The sequence below is a fragment of the Sediminibacterium goheungense genome, assembly GCF_004361915.1.
GTDB classification, from domain to species: domain Bacteria; phylum Bacteroidota; class Bacteroidia; order Chitinophagales; family Chitinophagaceae; genus Sediminibacterium; species Sediminibacterium goheungense.
The window spans coordinates 105,280-122,872 of record NZ_SNWP01000014.1 but is presented as its reverse complement, the minus strand read 5'-3'; the positions used below and the strand labels follow the sequence as shown (position 1 = coordinate 122,872).

Here is a 17,593-nt window from a genome sequence, read left to right as displayed (position 1 = left end):
AAATAACCCCTATTGATGGGTATAAATAAGCCAGATGTTATTTCTTAGCAAAAAATATACTATGAAAAAAATACCACTATTGATCATCGGATCTATTCTTACAACGGCCAGCTTTGCACAATTTCAAAAAAATGACCGTTTATTATCTGGTCAGGTTTTTTTTAACAATGGTTCGGAAAAAAATATAAATACCAATGCTAAAATCTCCGGTTTAAGCACCGGTATAAATCTTTCCGCATCAAAATTCAGCTCCGCAACCAGGTACAATAGTATTCAGCTATCCTATACATATACAACCAATAAACAGGACAATGGCAGTGGTAATATCAGCAAATTTTCGAATAATCAGATAGGCCTTTCGTTGGGGCGTACCATGTTATCACCCCTCGCATCCAGATTTTATCTCAGCATTCCGATTACAGGTGGTTTTAGTATAGGCCAGGGGAAAAACAGGAATAATTCAATTCTTTCTGCATCCAGCAATTCCTTTTCAGTGGGTGTATCCGCAAGTTTAGGACTTCTTTATCAGACACAAAAAAGATGGGTATTCATGGCAAATATTATTTCACTGGGACAATTATCTTATAATAACTCCCGTATAAAATCCTATAATACTTCCGGCCAGATAGTAAATCAATCCAGAACCAATGCTGTGAGTTTTACAGGTGGCTTTGCGGGAACGCCCTTCAATAACCTTTCGATTGGTGTAGGGTATCTTTTACGATAAAATGAACCATAAAAAAGCCATCTGCCTGAGGCAGATGGCTTTTTTATTACGCACCTTTTAATTTTGTAACAAGGTCGATATATTGCTGCATGGCATCTTCTTTTGTGAGCCCTTTTAATTTCGCCCAAGCTTCATGTTTAAACTTCGCTACAAAGTCAAACATATTTTCAGGGGCTGCTTCGTTATTATCGCCTTCGGTAGCCTGTTTGTAAAGCGAGTATAATTTCAATAAAGTTTCGTTATCGGGTTTTTCAGTCAGTGTTTTACTATTGGCAACAGCTGCTGTAAATAATTCCTGTAATGACATAATAAGGTTTTAACAAGGTTATCTTAATTATTGCATAGACTCCAGCAATTTCGCACCTTCTGCTTTCAGTGCCACATCATCGCCGGTGCGGGTCGGTAATTTTACAAGTTTGTTCAGTACTTCAATCGCTTTTGCCGGCTGACGGCTTTCTTTATAGGCTTTGGCCAGATCAAGGTAATTTGCTACAAAATAGGGATCAAGACTTTTACATTTTTCCATGTATTGTATGGCCTTATCAAGATCACTGGGTGGCAAACCACCATACAACAGTTTTACAGCTGCTTTTTTTAAGCCCGATAAAGTTACCATTTCATAGTGCCATTTACCCATTGTATAATTTGCTTTGGCGTGATCCGCATTTAATGAGAGGGCCTTATCTGCATATTGATATATATCTTTCACATAAGCTACGATCTGTTTGTTTTCAGTTTCCACATCCGTCATTTTACCGGATGTCATAGCCATCACATAAGGCGCATCAGCATTGTTGCTGTCTGCCTGCCAGGCCCTCTTTGCATAAGAAAGCGCTGTTTCATAATACAGCCGTTTAGTGTTTTTGTCGGTTTGCTTTGCTCCGAGGGATACACTTAATTCAGCGGCACGTACCAGCGATTTCAGGTTCGTGGCTTCTATACCGAGTACCTGTTTGTATTTATCAAGGGCTTCATTATCTTTTTGCACCCGCTCCAGATTATTGGCTTCTTTGAGGAGTATATTAATATCCTGTGCATGGATGATATGAACTGAAAATGCAAGTAAACCAATGCCAATCCATTTTTTGATCCTTATACTCATGAGGGTAGGTCTTTACGATGAATGGAAAGTGACACGCCAGTTGCTCCCTGAAATTGTGCAATGGGTGGGTGTAATTTCCGGATAGAGATATTTACCTGTTCTGACAGAGAAAATTGTGCCAGAATATCGAGCGCTATGTTGGAAATCACTGTTTCCAGTAAGGGAGTAGCCTTCTTCATATGCTTTTGTACCAGTTCATAGAGTGACACATAATCAATGGTTTCCCCTATTTCCTTTACAGGCAGTGAAGCCGGATGGTAATCAACACTGATATCCATTACAAAGTCATTGCCCAATACCTTTTCCTCTTCATACAGCCCGTGAAAAGCATGTATTTGTAATTGGTGAAGATGAATTGACAACATAGAAAATATGAAATAAGGAATATGAAATAAGGAATAAGAAAGATAAGCAATGGTAGTAAGCTACCTTTAAAAGGAAATACTTTCTTATTCCTTATTTCTTATTCCGCTGTTTCTCTGTTTCTCAGGCCAGTCCTTTTGAGGTTAGGTAACGTTCCGCATCCAGTGCTGCCATACAACCACTACCCGCTGCGGTTACAGCCTGACGGTAGTTTTTATCCTGTACATCACCTGCAGCAAACACACCTTCGAGGTTTGTTTTGGTAGTGCCGGGAATGGTTTTGATATAACCTGTTTCGTCCATATCAATCCAGCCCTTGAAAATATCGCTGTTGGGCTGGTGACCAATGGCAACAAAGAAACCACTGATGGGTATTTCCTGGGTTTCGTTGGTTTGGTTGTTTTTCACACGAACAGCTTCTACTTTCTTTTCTCCCAATATTTCATCTGTATCTGTGTTCCAGTACACTTTAATATTGGGTGCATTCAACACACGATCCTGCATGACTTTACTGGCTCGCATCTGGTCACGGCGAATAAACATGTGTACAGTGGTACATAGTTTTGACAAATACAGTGCTTCTTCTGCTGCGGTATCTCCTGCTCCGACAATGGCAACATCTTTACCTTTAAAGAAGAAGCCATCGCAAACGGCGCAGGCACTTACACCAAAGCCATTTAAACGTTGTTCACTTTCAAGCCCCAGCCATTTAGCGGAAGCTCCCGTACTGATGATAACTGCATCTGCTTCAATCCATTTTTCTTCATCAATTTCAACACGATAAGGTTGTTTATTGAAATCTACTTTAGTAGCCAGTCCATATCTGATGTCAGCCCCCATACGGGCAGCCTGCTTTTCAAAATGAACCATCATTTCAGGTCCCTGTATACCTTCCGGATAACCGGGATAATTTTCTACTTCTGTTGTTATTGTGAGCTGTCCACCAGGTTGAATACCCTGGTATAATACCGGTTTCATATTTGCGCGGGCAGCATAGATAGCGGCAGTATACCCTGCCGGCCCTGAACCTATAATCAGCACATGTACTTTTTCTGTTGCTTCACTTGCCATACTTATTGTTTTATTATTAGACGAACAAATTTATAGAACCCTTGCAGTAATGTGGTTTCTGTTTTACACAATCAGGGTTTATTTGGGGATAATCAGGGTTCTGTATTGGGCAGCATATCCGCAAAAAGCACCCAGTGCCCCATTGTTGATATTACCAATGACTTTACCGGGTGAGGAAAAAGGGTTTCCGATTGACTGAAAACTGAACTCCCAGGTACGCCAGAAATCATAGGTAGCTTTGGATATATTACAGAGTTTCACGGTTGCGGTATCTCCCCTTTTAAAGAATCCATATTCTTCAAAATCAATTTCTTCATTCCGGTTCACACCTTTATCTATCTGTATTTCATAAGTCTTGCCGTCAATGATATTATCATCGAATACGCTGTTACCACCCGGCAGAAAAGGTTGGTTATTTACACTCGTGAAATAGCGGATATAATTTCCCAGTCCGGGTGGATCCGTTACCCTGCCCATCAGTACTACCTTGGTGGTATCTTGGTTATTGGGTGCTTTTTTCCACCAGAGCGAATCCATGGTTTTGGTGAGCAAAGGAATTTCGGTTTCACTGGTATAAGTGATTCCATCTGATGTAATGGTAAGTTTATACTTTTTACCCTGTTGTCCTAAGAGTAACTGTGTATTAGCCGGATCATTACTGTAATAATAAATGCGGTTGCCATTGGGGCCCCTTACCTGATATTCTTTCATAGCATACACCGTATTCCCTTCCTGAATACTCACTGTTGCGTTGTGTACGAATGAATTAAGCAGTTCTGCTGAATCGATGGTGGAGAAGAAATTGAGCGAACGGCTCAATACAATAAAGGGGGGGCGGTTGTTTTCAATTTCCGCATCTACCACCAGTTTGGCAGCAGATTGATTGGGAACAATATCAATATCTCTTTCACATGCTGTCATTGTCATAATGAGCAGCAGGCATCCTATCCAAAGTTTCATACTACAAATTTATTTCAAATATTCTGATCCGAGCATATCCATAAAAAAACCCTCGTTTTACGGAGGGTTTTTGTCAATTTTTGGTTTTGATTAACCGAGGTATGCTTTCAGTGCGTTACTGTAACGCGCTTTCTGCAGACGCTTGATAGCCCTTTCCTTGATCTGGCGGATACGTTCTTTGGTAAGATCGTATTTCATACCAATTTGTTCGATCGTTACACCATTTTCGCCGTCGAGGCCAAAATAAGCATTTACGATTTCTGCTTCACGTGGACTGAGTGATTTAAGTACACGGCGAATTTCTTCGCGCAGTGAATCTTTCATCACATCATCATCAGTGTCATCGCTACCTTCCAGTAAGTCGCCCATCGCTACATCTTCTGCTTCGTGCACGGGTGCATCGAGTGAAGTGTGTCGTGTGTTACTTTGGAAAATGTTGTTAATCTCGGTTTCGCTCATTTCCAGGATCTCGGCCAGCTCTTCTGTTGAAGGCTCGCGTTCATGTTCCTGTTCAAAAGCCATGTAAGCCTTATTGGCTTTGTTGTAGGTGCCAATTTTGTTTTGAGGCAGGCGGACCAATCTGCCCTGCTCTGCCAACGCCTGTAAAATGGACTGGCGAATCCACCATACCGCGTATGAGATGAATTTAAAACCCTTGGTTTCATCGAAACGCTGGGCTGCTTTTATCAAACCGAGGTTGCCCTCGTTGATCAGATCGCTAAGAGAAAGGCCCTGGTGTTGGTACTGCTTAGCAACAGATACCACGAAACGTAAGTTGGCCTGCACCAGTTTGTCGAGTGCTCGCTGATCACCCATTTTGATCCGTTGGGCAAGCGTGGTTTCCTCTTCAGGTGTGATCATCGGAATTTTGGAGATCTCCTGTAAGTACTTTTCTACTGCCTGGGAATCGCGATTGGTAATCTGTGTTGCAATTTTGAGCTGCCTCATGTTGTGCTATTGACTATTTATATAAACGACTATTAGACCCTGAATGTTGCATAAAAGCTGTCAACTGTTTCGTTAAAATTGCAGCAAAACCGCTTTCAGAAGCTTGCAAAGTTACGCAACCGCCTCCGAATATGCCAGTTTTTGTGGAAAAACTTACATAAATGGGCAAAAAAATCGTCTTTTTAACCGATTCTACTTTCTGCAATCGATTGATCCACAGCCTCTTCTGTTTGATGGGCCTCTTTCAGTCGCTTTAATTTGCGACCATAGGCTATCCGGGTAAACAAAACGAACAGCACCGGAACCACAAAAATAGCCAGGGTAGTTGCTGCCAGCATGCCTCCGAATACGGTCCATCCGATCGTTTTCCTTGATTCCGCAGCTGCCCCACTGGCAAAAACGAGCGGTAAAACACCCAGGATGAAGGCAAAAGAGGTCATGATAATCGGCCTGAGACGTAATTCAACGGCCTGTAAAGTGGCGGCCACCACTTCTACGCCCTTATCTACCCTTTCTTTCGCAAACTCAACAATCAGAATAGCATTTTTGGCCGCTAATCCAATCAGCGTTATCAAACCAATTTGTGCATATATATTGTTGCTGATCGACGGCAACAGGGTTAATGTAAGAATAGAACCAAAAGCACCAATCGGAACAGCAAATAAAACGGAGAACGGAATTGACCAGCTTTCATACAAAGCTGCCAGGAAAAGAAATACAAAGACGATTGATATACCGAAAATATAGGTACTGCTACCTCCTGCTTTAATTTCTTCCCGGCTCATTCCTGTGAACTCAAATCCATAACCGGCAGGTAATTCTTTTGCTGCCAGTTCCTGAATGGCCTGAATAGCCTGTCCACTACTGAATCCGGGTTTGGGTGTACCATTAATGTCAATTGATCTGTATAAATTAAAATGGTTGATCAATGCAGGGTTTTCGATCACAGTAGTGGTAACCAACGATGAAACAGGTATCATACCTCCCTGGTTATTACGTACATAATAATTACCCAACTGTTCTATCGAAGACCGGTAACTGCTATCTGCCTGTGCCACCACACGGAAATTTCTACCATAGATATTGAAATCATTCACGTATGAACTACCCAGGAGTGTTGAAATGGTGTTGTAGACATCTGCAACAGACACGCCTAACTTCTTCGCTTTTTCTTTATCAACATCTACTTTATAACCAGGTGTTCTGGTAGAAAAGAAAGTATAGGCTGAACCAATCTCTGGTCGTTGGTTCAACAATCCTATAAATTTCCTGGCTACCGCTTCAAATTGCTGGATATTATCGGTGCTGGTGGTTTGCTGCAAAGCAAAACTGAAACCCGATGTTTGGCCAAGTCCCGGAATGGCGGGTGGTGAAATGGGTAATATCCTTGCCTCTTTAATATCTGCCACTTTCTTTTGTATGGCAGCAATGACACCCTGCACATGTTCTTCCTTAGATGTTCGCTGATCCCATGGTTTGAGACTCACGAAAATGGTACCGGTATTTGATTTATTGGAGAAACTGATAAAGTTCAGACCCGCAAGTCCACCCGCCACTTTTACTGCAGGTATGGAAACGATCCTTGACTGCAGTTCTTTCATCAACGCAATGTTTCTGGTGGTAGAAGTACCTTCCGGCATTTCATAGGTAACAAATAAACGGCCCTCATCCTCTGTGGGAATAAATCCGGATGGTTTGTTCTTGAACAAAATGTATAAACCGGCAAATAAACAGACCATCATCACCAATACATAAGGTGTTGCCCTGATCCATTTCCCAACACTTTTGGCATATCCACGGGTAACCCTGTCGAAACCCTGATTGAAGCTGATAAAAAAGCGTTCGAGCCAGTTTTTTTTCGTATCTGCTGCTTTGGATGGTTTGAGCATGATACTACAGAGTGCCGGTGTTAATGAAAGTGCCACAAAAGCCGAAATCAAAACAGATACCGCAATGGTAATGGCAAACTGCTGGTATAAACGCCCCACAATACCAGGTATAAAACCTACCGGAATGAATACCGCTGCCAGAATCAAAGCAATGGCAATAACGGGCCCTGATATTTCTTTCATGGCTTTTTTAGTAGCCTCTTTCGGCGACATTTTTCCATGATCAATATTATGCTGCACGGCTTCTACTACAACTATCGCATCATCTACCACAATACCAATGGCCAGTACAAAGGCAAATAGGGTAAGTGTATTAATGGTAAATCCGAATGGAACAAAGAAAATAAAAGTTCCTATTAACGATACAGGAATAGCAAGTACCGGAATTAAAGTGGCACGCCAGTTCTGCAAAAACAGAAAAACCACAAAGACAACAAGCAACAAGGCCTCAACCAATGTGTCAAGCACCTCACTGATAGATACTTTTACTACTGAAGCTGTTTCAAGCGGCATCAGATAATCAATATCTTTAGGAAAGGTTTTGCGCAAATTCTCGAGGGCGCCCACAACACCATTATAGGTATCTAGCGCATTGGCGCCCGGTGCCTGATAAATAAGAATAAACGCACAGGGTTTACCATTTACAAATGCATTGGTTCCGTAATCAAATTTCCCAAGCTCCACACGTGCCACATCTTTCAGGTAAACAATGCTTCCTGTGGCTGTTTGTGTTTTAACGATGATTTTTTCAAACTGTTCTTTGGTATTGATCCTGCTATTGGTGAGTACATTGTATTCAAATACCTGTGAACCCGGTTGAGGATTACCACCAATGGTACCAGCTGCAATCTGGAGATTCTGTTCGGTAAGCGCTGCATTGATATCGGCAGTGGTAAGCGAAAGCGCAGCCAGTTTCTGCGGATCCAACCAGATGCGCATACCAAAATCATCTGCCCTCGCCACAATGTCTCCCACTCCTTTTACTCGCAGTAAAGCATCTTTCAGGTAGAGGTTGGCATAGTTTCCCAGAAACAAAGCATCATGGGTACCATTGGGTGAGTACAATGCCAGCGCAATCATAATGCTGGGATTTCTTTTTCTGGTAGTGAGCCCCAATCTTTTTACCGCATCAGGCAAAGTAGGTTCTGCCACTGCCACACGGTTTTGTACATCCAGTGTAGCGAGATCTATATTGGTACCTACTTCAAACGTTACAGTTATACTACTCTGGCCGCTACCGGTACTGTTACTGTTGATAAAAGTCATACCAGGCGTTCCATTCACCTGCGATTCTATGGCTGTGGTGGTAGTTTGTTCAACCGTTTGTGCATCTGCTCCAAAATAGTTTCCACTGATAGCTACCGTTGGCGGGGTAATATCCGGATACTGTGCAACAGGCAGGTTACTGAGAGAAATCAGTCCAACCAGTACAATCACAATCGACACGACTATAGCAGTAACCGGTCTTTTTATAAATATATCTGCGATCATTTTTTTGTTTTTATAAACGTACTTTATTGTTTACCGGCTACTGAAATCTTAGCACCCTCTCTCAGGTTCTGCACACCTTCTACTGCAATCCTCTCTCCTGCTGATAAACCTTCCTTCACAATAATATTTTGTCCGATCTGTCTGCTCAATTTCAGTTTTCGCTGGTTTACCGTATTGCTATCTGTAACCACATATGCAAAAAATTCACCCAGTTGTTCGGTAACCGCCTTGTAAGGAATCATGACAGCAGCTGAATTCGGCTTATTCAATACCCTTACCAGGGTCGTCATGCCGGGTTTCAATACATCTTTCTGGTTGGTAAAACTGAGTCTTGTTTTAATGGTTCCGGTTTGAGGATTCACAGCCCTGTCGATCAGACTTATTTTTCCAGGATAAGGGTAGATATCTGTTCCAAATGCAAGTGTGAATACAGAATCTTTTTCTTCTTGCTGTTGTAATTGTGTAAAGCGATAAAGATCCTGCTGGTTTACTTCAAAGTCAACGGCAATCGGATCACTGGTCGAGATCGTATTCAGGATGGTTTGTCCGGCCACCACTGCTGTACCTTCTTTTACCTGTGAAATACCAATGGTTCCTGAAAAGGGTGCATAAATAGTAGCAAAATTCACATTGCTCTTTACCACATTCAGGGCAGCTTTGGCAGCTTCTACCTGTTTCCTGGCTGCCGCAAGGGCCGCATCTGCATAATCAACCTGTTGTTTGGCTATGGCATCATTTTTATCCAGTTCATGATATCGGTCTGCATCTTTTTGTGCCTTTACAAGATTTGTTTCCTGTAACTGCAGATTGGCCTGCGCCTGCTGATAATTTGCGTTATATACCTGCGCATCTATGGTATATAATTTTTGTCCTTTCTGTACAGACTGCCCATCTCTGAAAAAAATACCGGTAATATAACCACTCACCTGCGCCCTGAGATCTGTCTGGTTTAAGGCTACTACTGTACCCGGATATTCATCATGGTACACTGCTTTGGTCTGATCTACCGTATCTATCGTTACAGTTACAGCAGCTGGCGCGGCTGGAGCCGCAGCCGTTTGTGGTTGATCTTTACAGGCAGCTAATAAGGCTATAGCTGTAATGAACCCTAAGGAAACTTGTTTATTGGAAAACATACTATGGATTTGAATAAAATGAATTAATAGTTGATCTGACCCAATGCTCTTTTTACATCCACTTTACTGGCCAATAAAAGATACAATGCATTGTAATAATTAATCTGGGAGGTTCGTAAATCGGTTTCAGCAGTAATAACTTCGAGATAGGTTTTTACACCTGCCTTATACTGAAGATCAATGACACCGTATACTTCTTTCGCAAGTGCCAGATTTTCTTTTAGTGCGATATAGTTGTTGTAATAACTTTTATAGGCCGATAACGCCTGCACATATTGGGTATTTACGGTTTGTTTGAGTTGAAGAATATCGAGTGCATTTCTTTTGATCTGCCAGTTTACCTGATCAATATTGGCTTTTCGTTTACCGCCCTGGGTAATAGGAAATGAAAGTGTTAGTGCCGCAAAAGAACTGGGGAAATTATTGCTGTATAATTTTCCGAATTGGTTATTCAGGTAATTAAAATTATAAGCACCATTCACACTTACCTGTGGCAGGAAAGCCCATTTTTCATATTGAAGGCTTGCATTGAGTAATTTTTGCTGTGTCTGTAAAAAACTAAATTCTGGTCTTTTGCTGGCATCGGGTTGTTGAAGCGTATCCAATTCAGTTTCTTTTTCCAGCAGCAGACTATCAAAGCTGATATGCAAAGCCATACTGTCAGGATAACCCATGATATTTTTAAGATAACTCATTTTGGCATCCAGTACCGATTGATTGGAGGCTCTTGCAGCTTTGGTATTATTCAGTAATATGGTAGCTCTTTTATAATCTGTTTTATCTGCAATACCTGCCTGATATTGATTCGTAGCTACTTTCAGACTGTTCTGTATGCGTATGATATTTTCATCGGCAACCTTTATCTGCTGTATAGTGGCGAGTACATCATAAAACGCCTTTGAAACATTCGCCACTACTTCAACCTTATTAATACCTGTATTTTGTTTTGCCTGGGTTCTTACATCTTCTTTGGTTCTGTTGGCAAGTAACACATCGCGGTTAAAGATATTCTGAGAAACAGCAAACTGCGCATTGGAAGTATTATTAACACCCAGTCTGATAGGATTACCTCCAATGATATTGGTAGGTACCTGAAAATTATGCTGCAGGCTATAATTAAAATTCAGTTGTGGGTACCACGCAGATAATTTATTGCGGAGGGTAGTTTCTACGATCTGTTCATCAATCACCGACTGTTTCAAAGAGGGCTGGTGTTGTAACGCATATTGAATCACCTGATCGAGTGATGCATTATGCAAAACAATATTTCCCTGATCGGTTTGCGACAGACCGGAAATACTTGTGATGAGGCTTACAAAAAACAAACATCCCCTGATGACGGGGCGAATTAATAGTGTCATAGTCTTCTCTTTTCTCTTTTTCGCTTTTAAGAAATGGCGATATGGCAAACAGCAGTAATTATTAGGAGCAGGGAGTACAGTTCCTTATACAAAAGATATGAATTTTGTATAATGGGGCGGTAAAGTTAAAGAGGAAAAAATCATAGTTGCAACATTATTTTGTCATTTCTGTTGTATTTTGATGAGCGGAACAATGATTTTTATCTGACTCTTACTAAGACCTTATCTTTGAACCCCTATGATTGATTTCCGGAGCGACACAGTTACCAGACCAACACCTGGTATGTTACAAGCCATGTTTGCGGCCCCTGTTGGTGATGATGTTTTTGGAGAAGATCCAACAGTGAACCATCTAGAACAATTATCCGCTTCTCTTTTTGGTAAAGAAGCTGCTTTGTTTTGTCCGAGCGGTACCATGACCAATCAGATCGCTATCAAATGCCATACACAACCTGGTGATGAAGTGATCTGTGATCATTTATCGCATATATACCAATATGAAGGTGGTGGCATTGCTTTTAATTCGGGTTGTTCCGTGAGATTGTTACAGGGTGACCGTGGCAGGATAACAGCAGCACAGGTAGCAGCTGCCATTAACCCCGATGATGTGCACAAACCGGCAACTACATTAGTATCGCTTGAAAATACCGCTAACAGAGGAGGAGGAAGTTGCTACCATTTTGCTGATATAGAAGCAATTAAACAGGTATGCCTCAAAAATAATTTAAAACTACACCTGGATGGTGCCCGTTTATTTAATGCACTCGTTGCCAAAAACGAAACCTGCCGACAGTATGGAGATGTCTTTGACACAATTTCCATTTGTCTGAGCAAAGGCTTGGGGGCCCCTGTGGGAAGCGTACTGGTGGGTCCGGCTGATTTTATTAAAAAAGCAAAACGTTATCGTAAAGTATTTGGCGGTGGCATGCGACAGGCTGGTTATATAGCAGCTGCGGGTTTATATGCACTCGAGCACCAGATAGCAAGACTACAGGAAGACCATAATCATGCACAAATATTGGTTACCGCATTGCAGGAAAAAGATTTTGTAGGTGAAATCCTGCCTGTTGAAACCAATATCATTATTTTTGAGGTGAAGGGACGCTTTACCGCCCCCGATCTGGTGACCCATCTCCAACGATCCAATATCCTTGCCATAGCCATATCTCCCACCCAGATCAGGCTCGTGGTGCATTTGGATATTACGCCTGCTAAAATTCAGGATACACTAAATGTTTTGAAAGCCCTTTAGAACGGTTGCAGATAAGTCAGGATTAAAAGAAATAAAAAGAGCAAGCAAGCCAATGTTACCTAAGATCAACCCTACGAATACCCAGGCATGGTTCCTGTTACAGAAGCATTACGAAGAGGAAATGAACCGCAGACATATGCGTGATCTGTTTGCAGCAGACGCAGACAGGTTCAAAAAATTCTCTCTTCGTATCGGTGATATTCTTTTCGACTATTCTAAAAATATCATCAACCAGAAGACTTTACAGCTTTTGCTGCAATTAGCGGAAGACTGTAAACTAAAAGATGCTATTCATGAGATGTTTGCCGGTATTAAAATCAATGAAACCGAGCAGCGTTCTGTTTTACATACAGCCCTTCGTAATTTTTCCGATACACCGATACTGGTAGACGGAAAAGATATCATGCCACATGTACAAAGGGTGCAGGCACATATGAAAGATTTCTGCGAAGAAGTTCACAGCGGTAAACACAAGGGCTATACCGGAAAGAAAATAAGATTTATCGTGAACATTGGCATCGGCGGCAGCGACCTTGGGCCGGTAATGGTTACCGAATCTTTAAAACCCTTCTGGAAAAAAGGAATCGAAACATTTTTTATCAGTAACATCGATGGTACCCATATCAGTGAGGTACTGAAACTGGTTCGTCCGGAAGAGACCTTGTTCCTGATTGCCTCGAAAACATTCACCACCCAGGAAACCATGACCAATGCGCATACAGCACGTCAATGGTTCCTTGAAAAAGCAATCGACGAGAAGCATATTGCTAAACATTTTGTGGCTTTGAGCACCAATGAAAAGGAAGTGACAGGTTTTGGTATTGATAAGAAGAATATGTTTGAGTTCTGGGATTGGGTTGGTGGTCGTTATTCTTTGTGGAGTGCCATCGGATTATCAATTGCGTTAACCATTGGCTACGACAATTTTGAGCAATTGCTCAAAGGCGCTTCCGTGGCAGATGAACATTTCAGAAAAGAAAAATTTGATAAAAATATTCCGGTTCTCATGGCTTTACTGGGTATCTGGTACACCAATTTCTTTGGGGCTCAGAGCGAAGCCATTCTCCCCTATGATCAATACCTGCATCGTTTTGCAGCTTATTTTCAACAGGGTAATATGGAAAGCAATGGAAAGAGTATTGACAGAAGCGGTAATCCTGTTAATTACAGCACCGGGCCCATTATCTGGGGTGAACCAGGAACCAATGGTCAACACGCTTTTTACCAATTACTCCATCAGGGAACACCATTGGTACCCAGCGATTTTATAGCACCTGCCATCAGCCACAATCCGATCGGCGACCATCACCAGAAACTGCTGTCTAACTTCTTTGCTCAGACTGAAGCCCTCATGAACGGTAAATCTGAAAATGAAGTAAAGATTGAACTGATGAAAGAGAACAAAAGTCAGGATGAAATCAAAAAGCTCACACCTTTTAAAATTTTCGACGGTAATAAACCTACCAATTCCATCCTGCTAAAAGAAATTAATCCGTTTAACCTGGGCACCCTGATTGCTTTATATGAACATAAAATTTTTGTGCAGGGGGTGATCTGGAATATTTTCAGTTTTGATCAGTGGGGTGTTGAACTGGGCAAACAATTGGCGAATCGTGTACTACCTGAATTAGCAGATGATACAGAAATCGTTTCGCACGACAGTTCCACCAATGGTCTTATCAATTCCTACAAACAATTCAGAAAGGGATAAATATGGAAGATATTCTTGTGCGGCATATTCAGTCACAAGACAATGCAGCGATGGCATTGATTATCCGGAAAGCACTGGAAGAATTTGGTGCGAATAAACCGGGTACTGTGTATTATGATGAGAGCACTGACCATTTGTATGAATTGTTTCAACAGGAACCTTTGAGTGAATATTTTGTAGCAGAACGAAATGGTATTTTATTGGGTGGTGCCGGCATCTATCCAACAGATGCGCTACCTGAAGGAACCTGTGAATTGGTAAAAATGTATTTATCCCCTTCTGCACGGGGTATGGGTTTAGGCCGTTCGATGATTGCAAGATGTATGGAAGCTGCAAAGGCAAAAGGTTTTAAGCAGATCTATCTCGAAACTATGCCCGAACTGAAAAAAGCAGTAACCGTCTACGAAAAATTTGGCTTCTCTTATCTAACCGGCCCCATGGGTAATAGCGGACACAATGGATGTGATATCTGGATGCTGAGAACACTTTGAAATAAGAAATAAGGAATAAGGAACATGAAATGTGAAAGTGTTATAGATATATTCACTTTCACATTTCTTATTTTATGTTCCTTATTCCTTATTAAAAAAGCCGGTCAGAGACCGGCTTTTACAGTTGGTTTTGGTTGTTTTACCATTTGTCTACTTCTTCTGAAGCAGTGGTTGATGCAGCGGCAGCATCGGCAATCGGTGTGGGCGCTACTGCTACAGGAGCAGCTACTGCTTCTTCCGCTTCAGTTTCGGCAGCAATATAGCTGTCGTTCTGGCCTTCTCCACCTTCCGCATCATCGTATTCATGGTTGAATGCGTCGAAATCAAAATCAGGCATCAGGTCAGTTTTCACATAATCTACTGCTTCACCCAATGCTTTGATAAACTTGTTAAAATCTTCTTTGTAAAGGAAGATTTTGTGTCTGTCATAACCATTGTTATCAAAACGCTTACGGCTCTCTGTAATAGTAAGGTAATAGTCATTACCACGAGTAGCCCTTACATCAAAAAAATAGGTTCTTCTCTTACCAGCTCTGATACGCTTGCTGTAAACACTTTCCATTTTTTTGTCGTTGTTCTCGTACGCCACAGTTGTTGTTTTTTGGTTTTCTGATTTTTTGTGCCTGACAAATATAGGGATGTTTCGGAATTACCAAAATTTTCTAAAAACTAAATAAAATAGTGAAGATGCAAGCTACAAGCGGCAAGCCACAAGGTTTTAAGAGTAAGGGTTTCTATTATGCTTCCTCTTTATGGCCGGCTTCTTTCATATCTGTTAACTGGAGCCTGTATAATTCTGTATAATAACCATTACGCGCCATTAACTCTTCATGTGTACCCGATTCAATCAAACTACCATTTTCAAGCACAATGATCTTGTCGAACTTAAAACTGGAAAATATCCGATGGGTAATAATGATGGCTGTTTTGTCGTGTAAAAAGCGATACAGGTTACTTATGATTTCAAATTCCGTTTTGGCATCTACTGCACTCAGGCAATCATCAAATACGATAATTTCCGGGTTTTTGATCAGGGCACGGGCAATCGATATTCGTTGTTTCTGTCCACCACTCAAGGTTACGCCCCTTTCTCCGATCATGGTATCATACCCTTTACTAAAGCCCTGTATTTCTCTGTGAACACTTGCAAAAACAGCTGCTTCCTCTACCATTTCCAGCGCAGCTGGCTCCTGTAAACCAAAACTGATATTGTCTTTCACACTGTCACTAAACAAAAATACATCCTGCTGTACATAGCTGATTTGTTCTCTTAACGATCGTAATGGCAGTTCTTTTAGTGGCTTGTTACCGATGGTTATTTCTCCAGCAACAGGATCATAAAAGCGGAGCAATAACTGAGCAAGGGTGGATTTTCCACTTCCTGTTTTACCGATCACCAGTACTTTTTGTCCCTTTCGTATCGTAAGACTAAAATCCTGTATCGCCTGGATGCCGGTATGTGGGTAGGTAAATGAAACATTATCAAAGTGTATATCTCCACTTACTTTTTCCTCATCTACGGCAATAACTTCATTTTTAATTTGTGGTTCTGTATCGAGGAACTCATTCAGCCTTTTCTGTGAAGCAGCGGCCCGCTGAATCATACTGGCTGTCCACCCGATCGCACTCACAGGAAAAGTGAGCATATTGATATAAATAACAAATTCAACCACCAGCCCCACTTTTGTAGGATCTTCCAATGCCTGCATACCTCCCATAAAAATGGTCACGAGGGTACTGATCCCAATCATTAATGCCATGCTGGGAAAGTAAATGGCTTCAACTTTTGCCAAACCAATAGCATTTTTCTTATAGGATTCACTATTTTTCTGAAAAAAACCCATCATAGCCTTCTCCTGAACAAAAGATTTGATAACCCTGATACCGGAATAAGATTCCTGCGCATTTGTAGTAAGGCTGGCCAATAAAGCCTGAATTTTTTCACTTTTCCGGTTAATGATACTGTTCACCCAATAAATGGTGATGGCCAGGATGGGAAGTGGCGCCAGCACATATAAAGTTAACATGGCATCTTTGCGAAGCATACTAACCACACAAAAGCCAATCAGACTGATCAGGTTAATCAGGTACATCACAGCCGGGCCGGTGTACATTCTTACCCGGCTCACATCTTCTGTCATACGGCTCATGAGGTCGCCGGTACTATGAGTTTTGTAAAATGAAGTATCAAGTAGCTGATAATGACGGAATATTTCATTTTTCTGGTCATACTCAATATGTCTGCTCATGACGATGATCGTCTGACGCATGAAAAACATTAATACACCCCTCAGTACCGCCAGTAACAGAATGGTGATGCTACAGATGGCTACAAGCCCTGTAAAACTGAAGTTCGCTCCATTTACCCAATGAATAAATGTATTCACCAACCCGTCATTTACAGGTCTGGCGGTTGGGGTTTTTGCACCAGGTAACTGTTGTTGAACAGCATTTACTACATACCCCGTAATCTGGGGTGCGAGAACGGCAAAGTAGTTGGACAATAAAACAAAGAAGATTCCGAGGAAGAAGCGGTACCTGTATTTCCAGAAATATTTATTAACTGCGGAGAGATGCTTCACTAAAAATCCAATTTAAGATCAAAAGTAAAGCCCTCTTTCCATGTATCCGTGGTTTTATTATAAATGGCTGTTAGGAGAATCCTAAAGTCTTTATCGTGTACAATTTGTCAACCAATGAATTATAGCCCATCTGTTGAAGAAAAATTACGTTACTCGCTTACCTTTGCGGCATGTTAACCGACGATGAAAAGGCATTTATAACTTACTGGGAGAAGAACAGCCTCAGACAAAAATATAGTACAAGACCTTTTATGGTAGGCATGTCGGCCGGCTTTGTACTAGGTATCAGTCTGATTGCAGTCGTTTTTTCAGGCTGGTATGAGCGTGCCAATATGGTGGCCAATTCTAGACTGAGTGCAGGTGTTTTTTTATTGGCGATATTGGGAATATCCTTCTTTATGGCTTTTATGTACCGGAAGTTTCGTTGGGAAACCAAAGAACAGCAGTACCGGGAATTATTGGCAAAGAAAAAATCACAAGGAAAAAATAAAGATTAAGCAGCCCTGCGG

General features: G+C 41.5%; 16 protein-coding genes. 5 read left to right on the top strand and 11 right to left on the bottom strand.

Going from position 1 to position 17,593, the window contains the following annotated elements; all coding sequences use genetic code 11:
* Positions 1-61: 61 nt before the first annotated feature.
* On the top strand, positions 62-727 hold the full coding sequence (locus tag BC659_RS15455; RefSeq protein WP_133475713.1) for a hypothetical protein: 666 nt from the start codon (positions 62-64) through the stop codon (positions 725-727).
* 46 nt (positions 728-773) lie between these two features.
* Here BC659_RS15455 and BC659_RS15450 read toward each other — a convergent pair whose 3' ends face one another.
* From BC659_RS15450 to BC659_RS15410, 9 genes are all read right to left on the bottom strand, one after another.
* Positions 774-1,034, bottom strand: coding sequence for an acyl-CoA-binding protein (locus BC659_RS15450; protein ID WP_133475712.1), 261 nt, complete (start codon positions 1,032-1,034; stop codon positions 774-776).
* Between the two features lie 27 nt (positions 1,035-1,061).
* The gene (locus BC659_RS15445) at positions 1,062-1,829 is read right to left on the bottom strand and encodes a tetratricopeptide repeat protein (RefSeq protein WP_133475711.1); all 768 of its coding nucleotides are present in this window, start codon (positions 1,827-1,829) and stop codon (positions 1,062-1,064) included.
* A complete protein-coding gene (locus tag BC659_RS15440) occupies positions 1,826-2,194 on the bottom strand; it encodes a dihydroneopterin aldolase (RefSeq protein WP_133475710.1) in 369 nt (122 codons plus the stop codon). Before BC659_RS15440 ends, BC659_RS15445 begins: the two co-directional genes overlap by 4 nt.
* Positions 2,195-2,315: 121 nt before the next feature.
* Positions 2,316-3,263 carry a thioredoxin-disulfide reductase gene (gene trxB / locus BC659_RS15435; protein WP_133475709.1) on the bottom strand — a complete coding sequence of 316 codons (948 nt, stop codon included), beginning with the start codon at positions 3,261-3,263 and terminating at the stop codon, positions 2,316-2,318.
* A gap of 78 nt (positions 3,264-3,341) precedes the next feature.
* Positions 3,342-4,223 (bottom strand): DUF4249 domain-containing protein, encoded by an 882-nt coding sequence (locus tag BC659_RS15430; RefSeq protein ID WP_133475708.1) that lies wholly within the window; start codon positions 4,221-4,223, stop codon positions 3,342-3,344.
* 90 nt (positions 4,224-4,313) lie between these two features.
* Positions 4,314-5,171 (bottom strand): sigma-70 family RNA polymerase sigma factor, encoded by an 858-nt coding sequence (locus tag BC659_RS15425; RefSeq protein WP_026770093.1) that lies wholly within the window; start codon positions 5,169-5,171, stop codon positions 4,314-4,316.
* Between the two features lie 182 nt (positions 5,172-5,353).
* Positions 5,354-8,551 carry an efflux RND transporter permease subunit gene (locus BC659_RS15420; protein ID WP_133475707.1) on the bottom strand — a complete coding sequence of 1,066 codons (3,198 nt, stop codon included), beginning with the start codon at positions 8,549-8,551 and terminating at the stop codon, positions 5,354-5,356.
* A 23-nt stretch (positions 8,552-8,574) separates the two neighbouring features.
* Positions 8,575-9,687: an efflux RND transporter periplasmic adaptor subunit gene (locus BC659_RS15415; protein ID WP_133475706.1), complete on the bottom strand. Its 1,113-nt coding sequence runs from the start codon at positions 9,685-9,687 to the stop codon at positions 8,575-8,577.
* A 23-nt stretch (positions 9,688-9,710) separates the two neighbouring features.
* Positions 9,711-11,048: a TolC family protein gene (locus BC659_RS15410; RefSeq protein ID WP_133475705.1), complete on the bottom strand. Its 1,338-nt coding sequence runs from the start codon at positions 11,046-11,048 to the stop codon at positions 9,711-9,713.
* Positions 11,049-11,286: 238 nt separating this feature from the next.
* Between BC659_RS15410 and ltaE the strand changes: the two genes are divergently transcribed.
* The 3 genes from ltaE to BC659_RS15395 are packed head-to-tail and all read left to right on the top strand — an operon-like array spanning position 11,287 to position 14,502.
* Complete coding sequence (ltaE, locus tag BC659_RS15405) at positions 11,287-12,300, top strand: low-specificity L-threonine aldolase (protein ID WP_133475704.1); 1,014 nt, start codon at positions 11,287-11,289, stop codon at positions 12,298-12,300.
* Between the two features lie 52 nt (positions 12,301-12,352).
* Entirely contained in the window at positions 12,353-14,011 is a 1,659-nt protein-coding gene (gene pgi / locus BC659_RS15400) for a glucose-6-phosphate isomerase (RefSeq protein ID WP_133475703.1), read from the top strand.
* A 2-nt stretch (positions 14,012-14,013) separates the two neighbouring features.
* Entirely contained in the window at positions 14,014-14,502 is a 489-nt protein-coding gene (locus BC659_RS15395) for a GNAT family N-acetyltransferase (RefSeq protein WP_133475702.1), read from the top strand.
* 139 nt (positions 14,503-14,641) lie between these two features.
* Here the strand turns inward: BC659_RS15395 and BC659_RS15390 are convergent, their stop codons facing one another.
* A complete protein-coding gene (locus tag BC659_RS15390; RefSeq protein WP_133475701.1) occupies positions 14,642-15,091 on the bottom strand; it encodes a DUF3276 family protein in 450 nt (149 codons plus the stop codon).
* 148 nt (positions 15,092-15,239) lie between these two features.
* Positions 15,240-17,084 carry an ABC transporter ATP-binding protein gene (locus BC659_RS15385; protein WP_133475700.1) on the bottom strand — a complete coding sequence of 615 codons (1,845 nt, stop codon included), beginning with the start codon at positions 17,082-17,084 and terminating at the stop codon, positions 15,240-15,242.
* Between the two features lie 170 nt (positions 17,085-17,254).
* Between BC659_RS15385 and BC659_RS15380 the strand changes: the two genes are divergently transcribed.
* Entirely contained in the window at positions 17,255-17,581 is a 327-nt protein-coding gene (locus BC659_RS15380; RefSeq protein ID WP_133475699.1) for a hypothetical protein, read from the top strand.
* Positions 17,582-17,593: the final 12 nt, after the last annotated feature.

What these genes read in the sequence shown, in the direction of transcription:
- BC659_RS15440 (WP_133475710.1), bottom strand. Translation starts at nt 2,194, where the DNA reads ATGTTGTCAATTCATCTTCACCAATTACAAATACATGCTTTTCACGGG.
- BC659_RS15410 (WP_133475705.1), bottom strand. Translation starts at nt 11,048, where the DNA reads ATGACACTATTAATTCGCCCCGTCATCAGGGGATGTTTGTTTTTTGTA.
- BC659_RS15430 (WP_133475708.1), bottom strand. Translation starts at nt 4,223, where the DNA reads ATGAAACTTTGGATAGGATGCCTGCTGCTCATTATGACAATGACAGCA.
- pgi (WP_133475703.1), top strand. Translation starts at nt 12,353, where the DNA reads ATGTTACCTAAGATCAACCCTACGAATACCCAGGCATGGTTCCTGTTA.
- BC659_RS15445 (WP_133475711.1), bottom strand. Translation starts at nt 1,829, where the DNA reads ATGAGTATAAGGATCAAAAAATGGATTGGCATTGGTTTACTTGCATTT.
- BC659_RS15455 (WP_133475713.1), top strand. Translation starts at nt 62, where the DNA reads ATGAAAAAAATACCACTATTGATCATCGGATCTATTCTTACAACGGCC.
- BC659_RS15420 (WP_133475707.1), bottom strand. Translation starts at nt 8,551, where the DNA reads ATGATCGCAGATATATTTATAAAAAGACCGGTTACTGCTATAGTCGTG.
- BC659_RS15380 (WP_133475699.1), top strand. Translation starts at nt 17,255, where the DNA reads ATGTTAACCGACGATGAAAAGGCATTTATAACTTACTGGGAGAAGAAC.
- trxB (WP_133475709.1), bottom strand. Translation starts at nt 3,263, where the DNA reads ATGGCAAGTGAAGCAACAGAAAAAGTACATGTGCTGATTATAGGTTCA.
- BC659_RS15415 (WP_133475706.1), bottom strand. Translation starts at nt 9,687, where the DNA reads ATGTTTTCCAATAAACAAGTTTCCTTAGGGTTCATTACAGCTATAGCC.
- BC659_RS15425 (WP_026770093.1), bottom strand. Translation starts at nt 5,171, where the DNA reads ATGAGGCAGCTCAAAATTGCAACACAGATTACCAATCGCGATTCCCAG.
- BC659_RS15450 (WP_133475712.1), bottom strand. Translation starts at nt 1,034, where the DNA reads ATGTCATTACAGGAATTATTTACAGCAGCTGTTGCCAATAGTAAAACA.
- ltaE (WP_133475704.1), top strand. Translation starts at nt 11,287, where the DNA reads ATGATTGATTTCCGGAGCGACACAGTTACCAGACCAACACCTGGTATG.
- BC659_RS15395 (WP_133475702.1), top strand. Translation starts at nt 14,014, where the DNA reads ATGGAAGATATTCTTGTGCGGCATATTCAGTCACAAGACAATGCAGCG.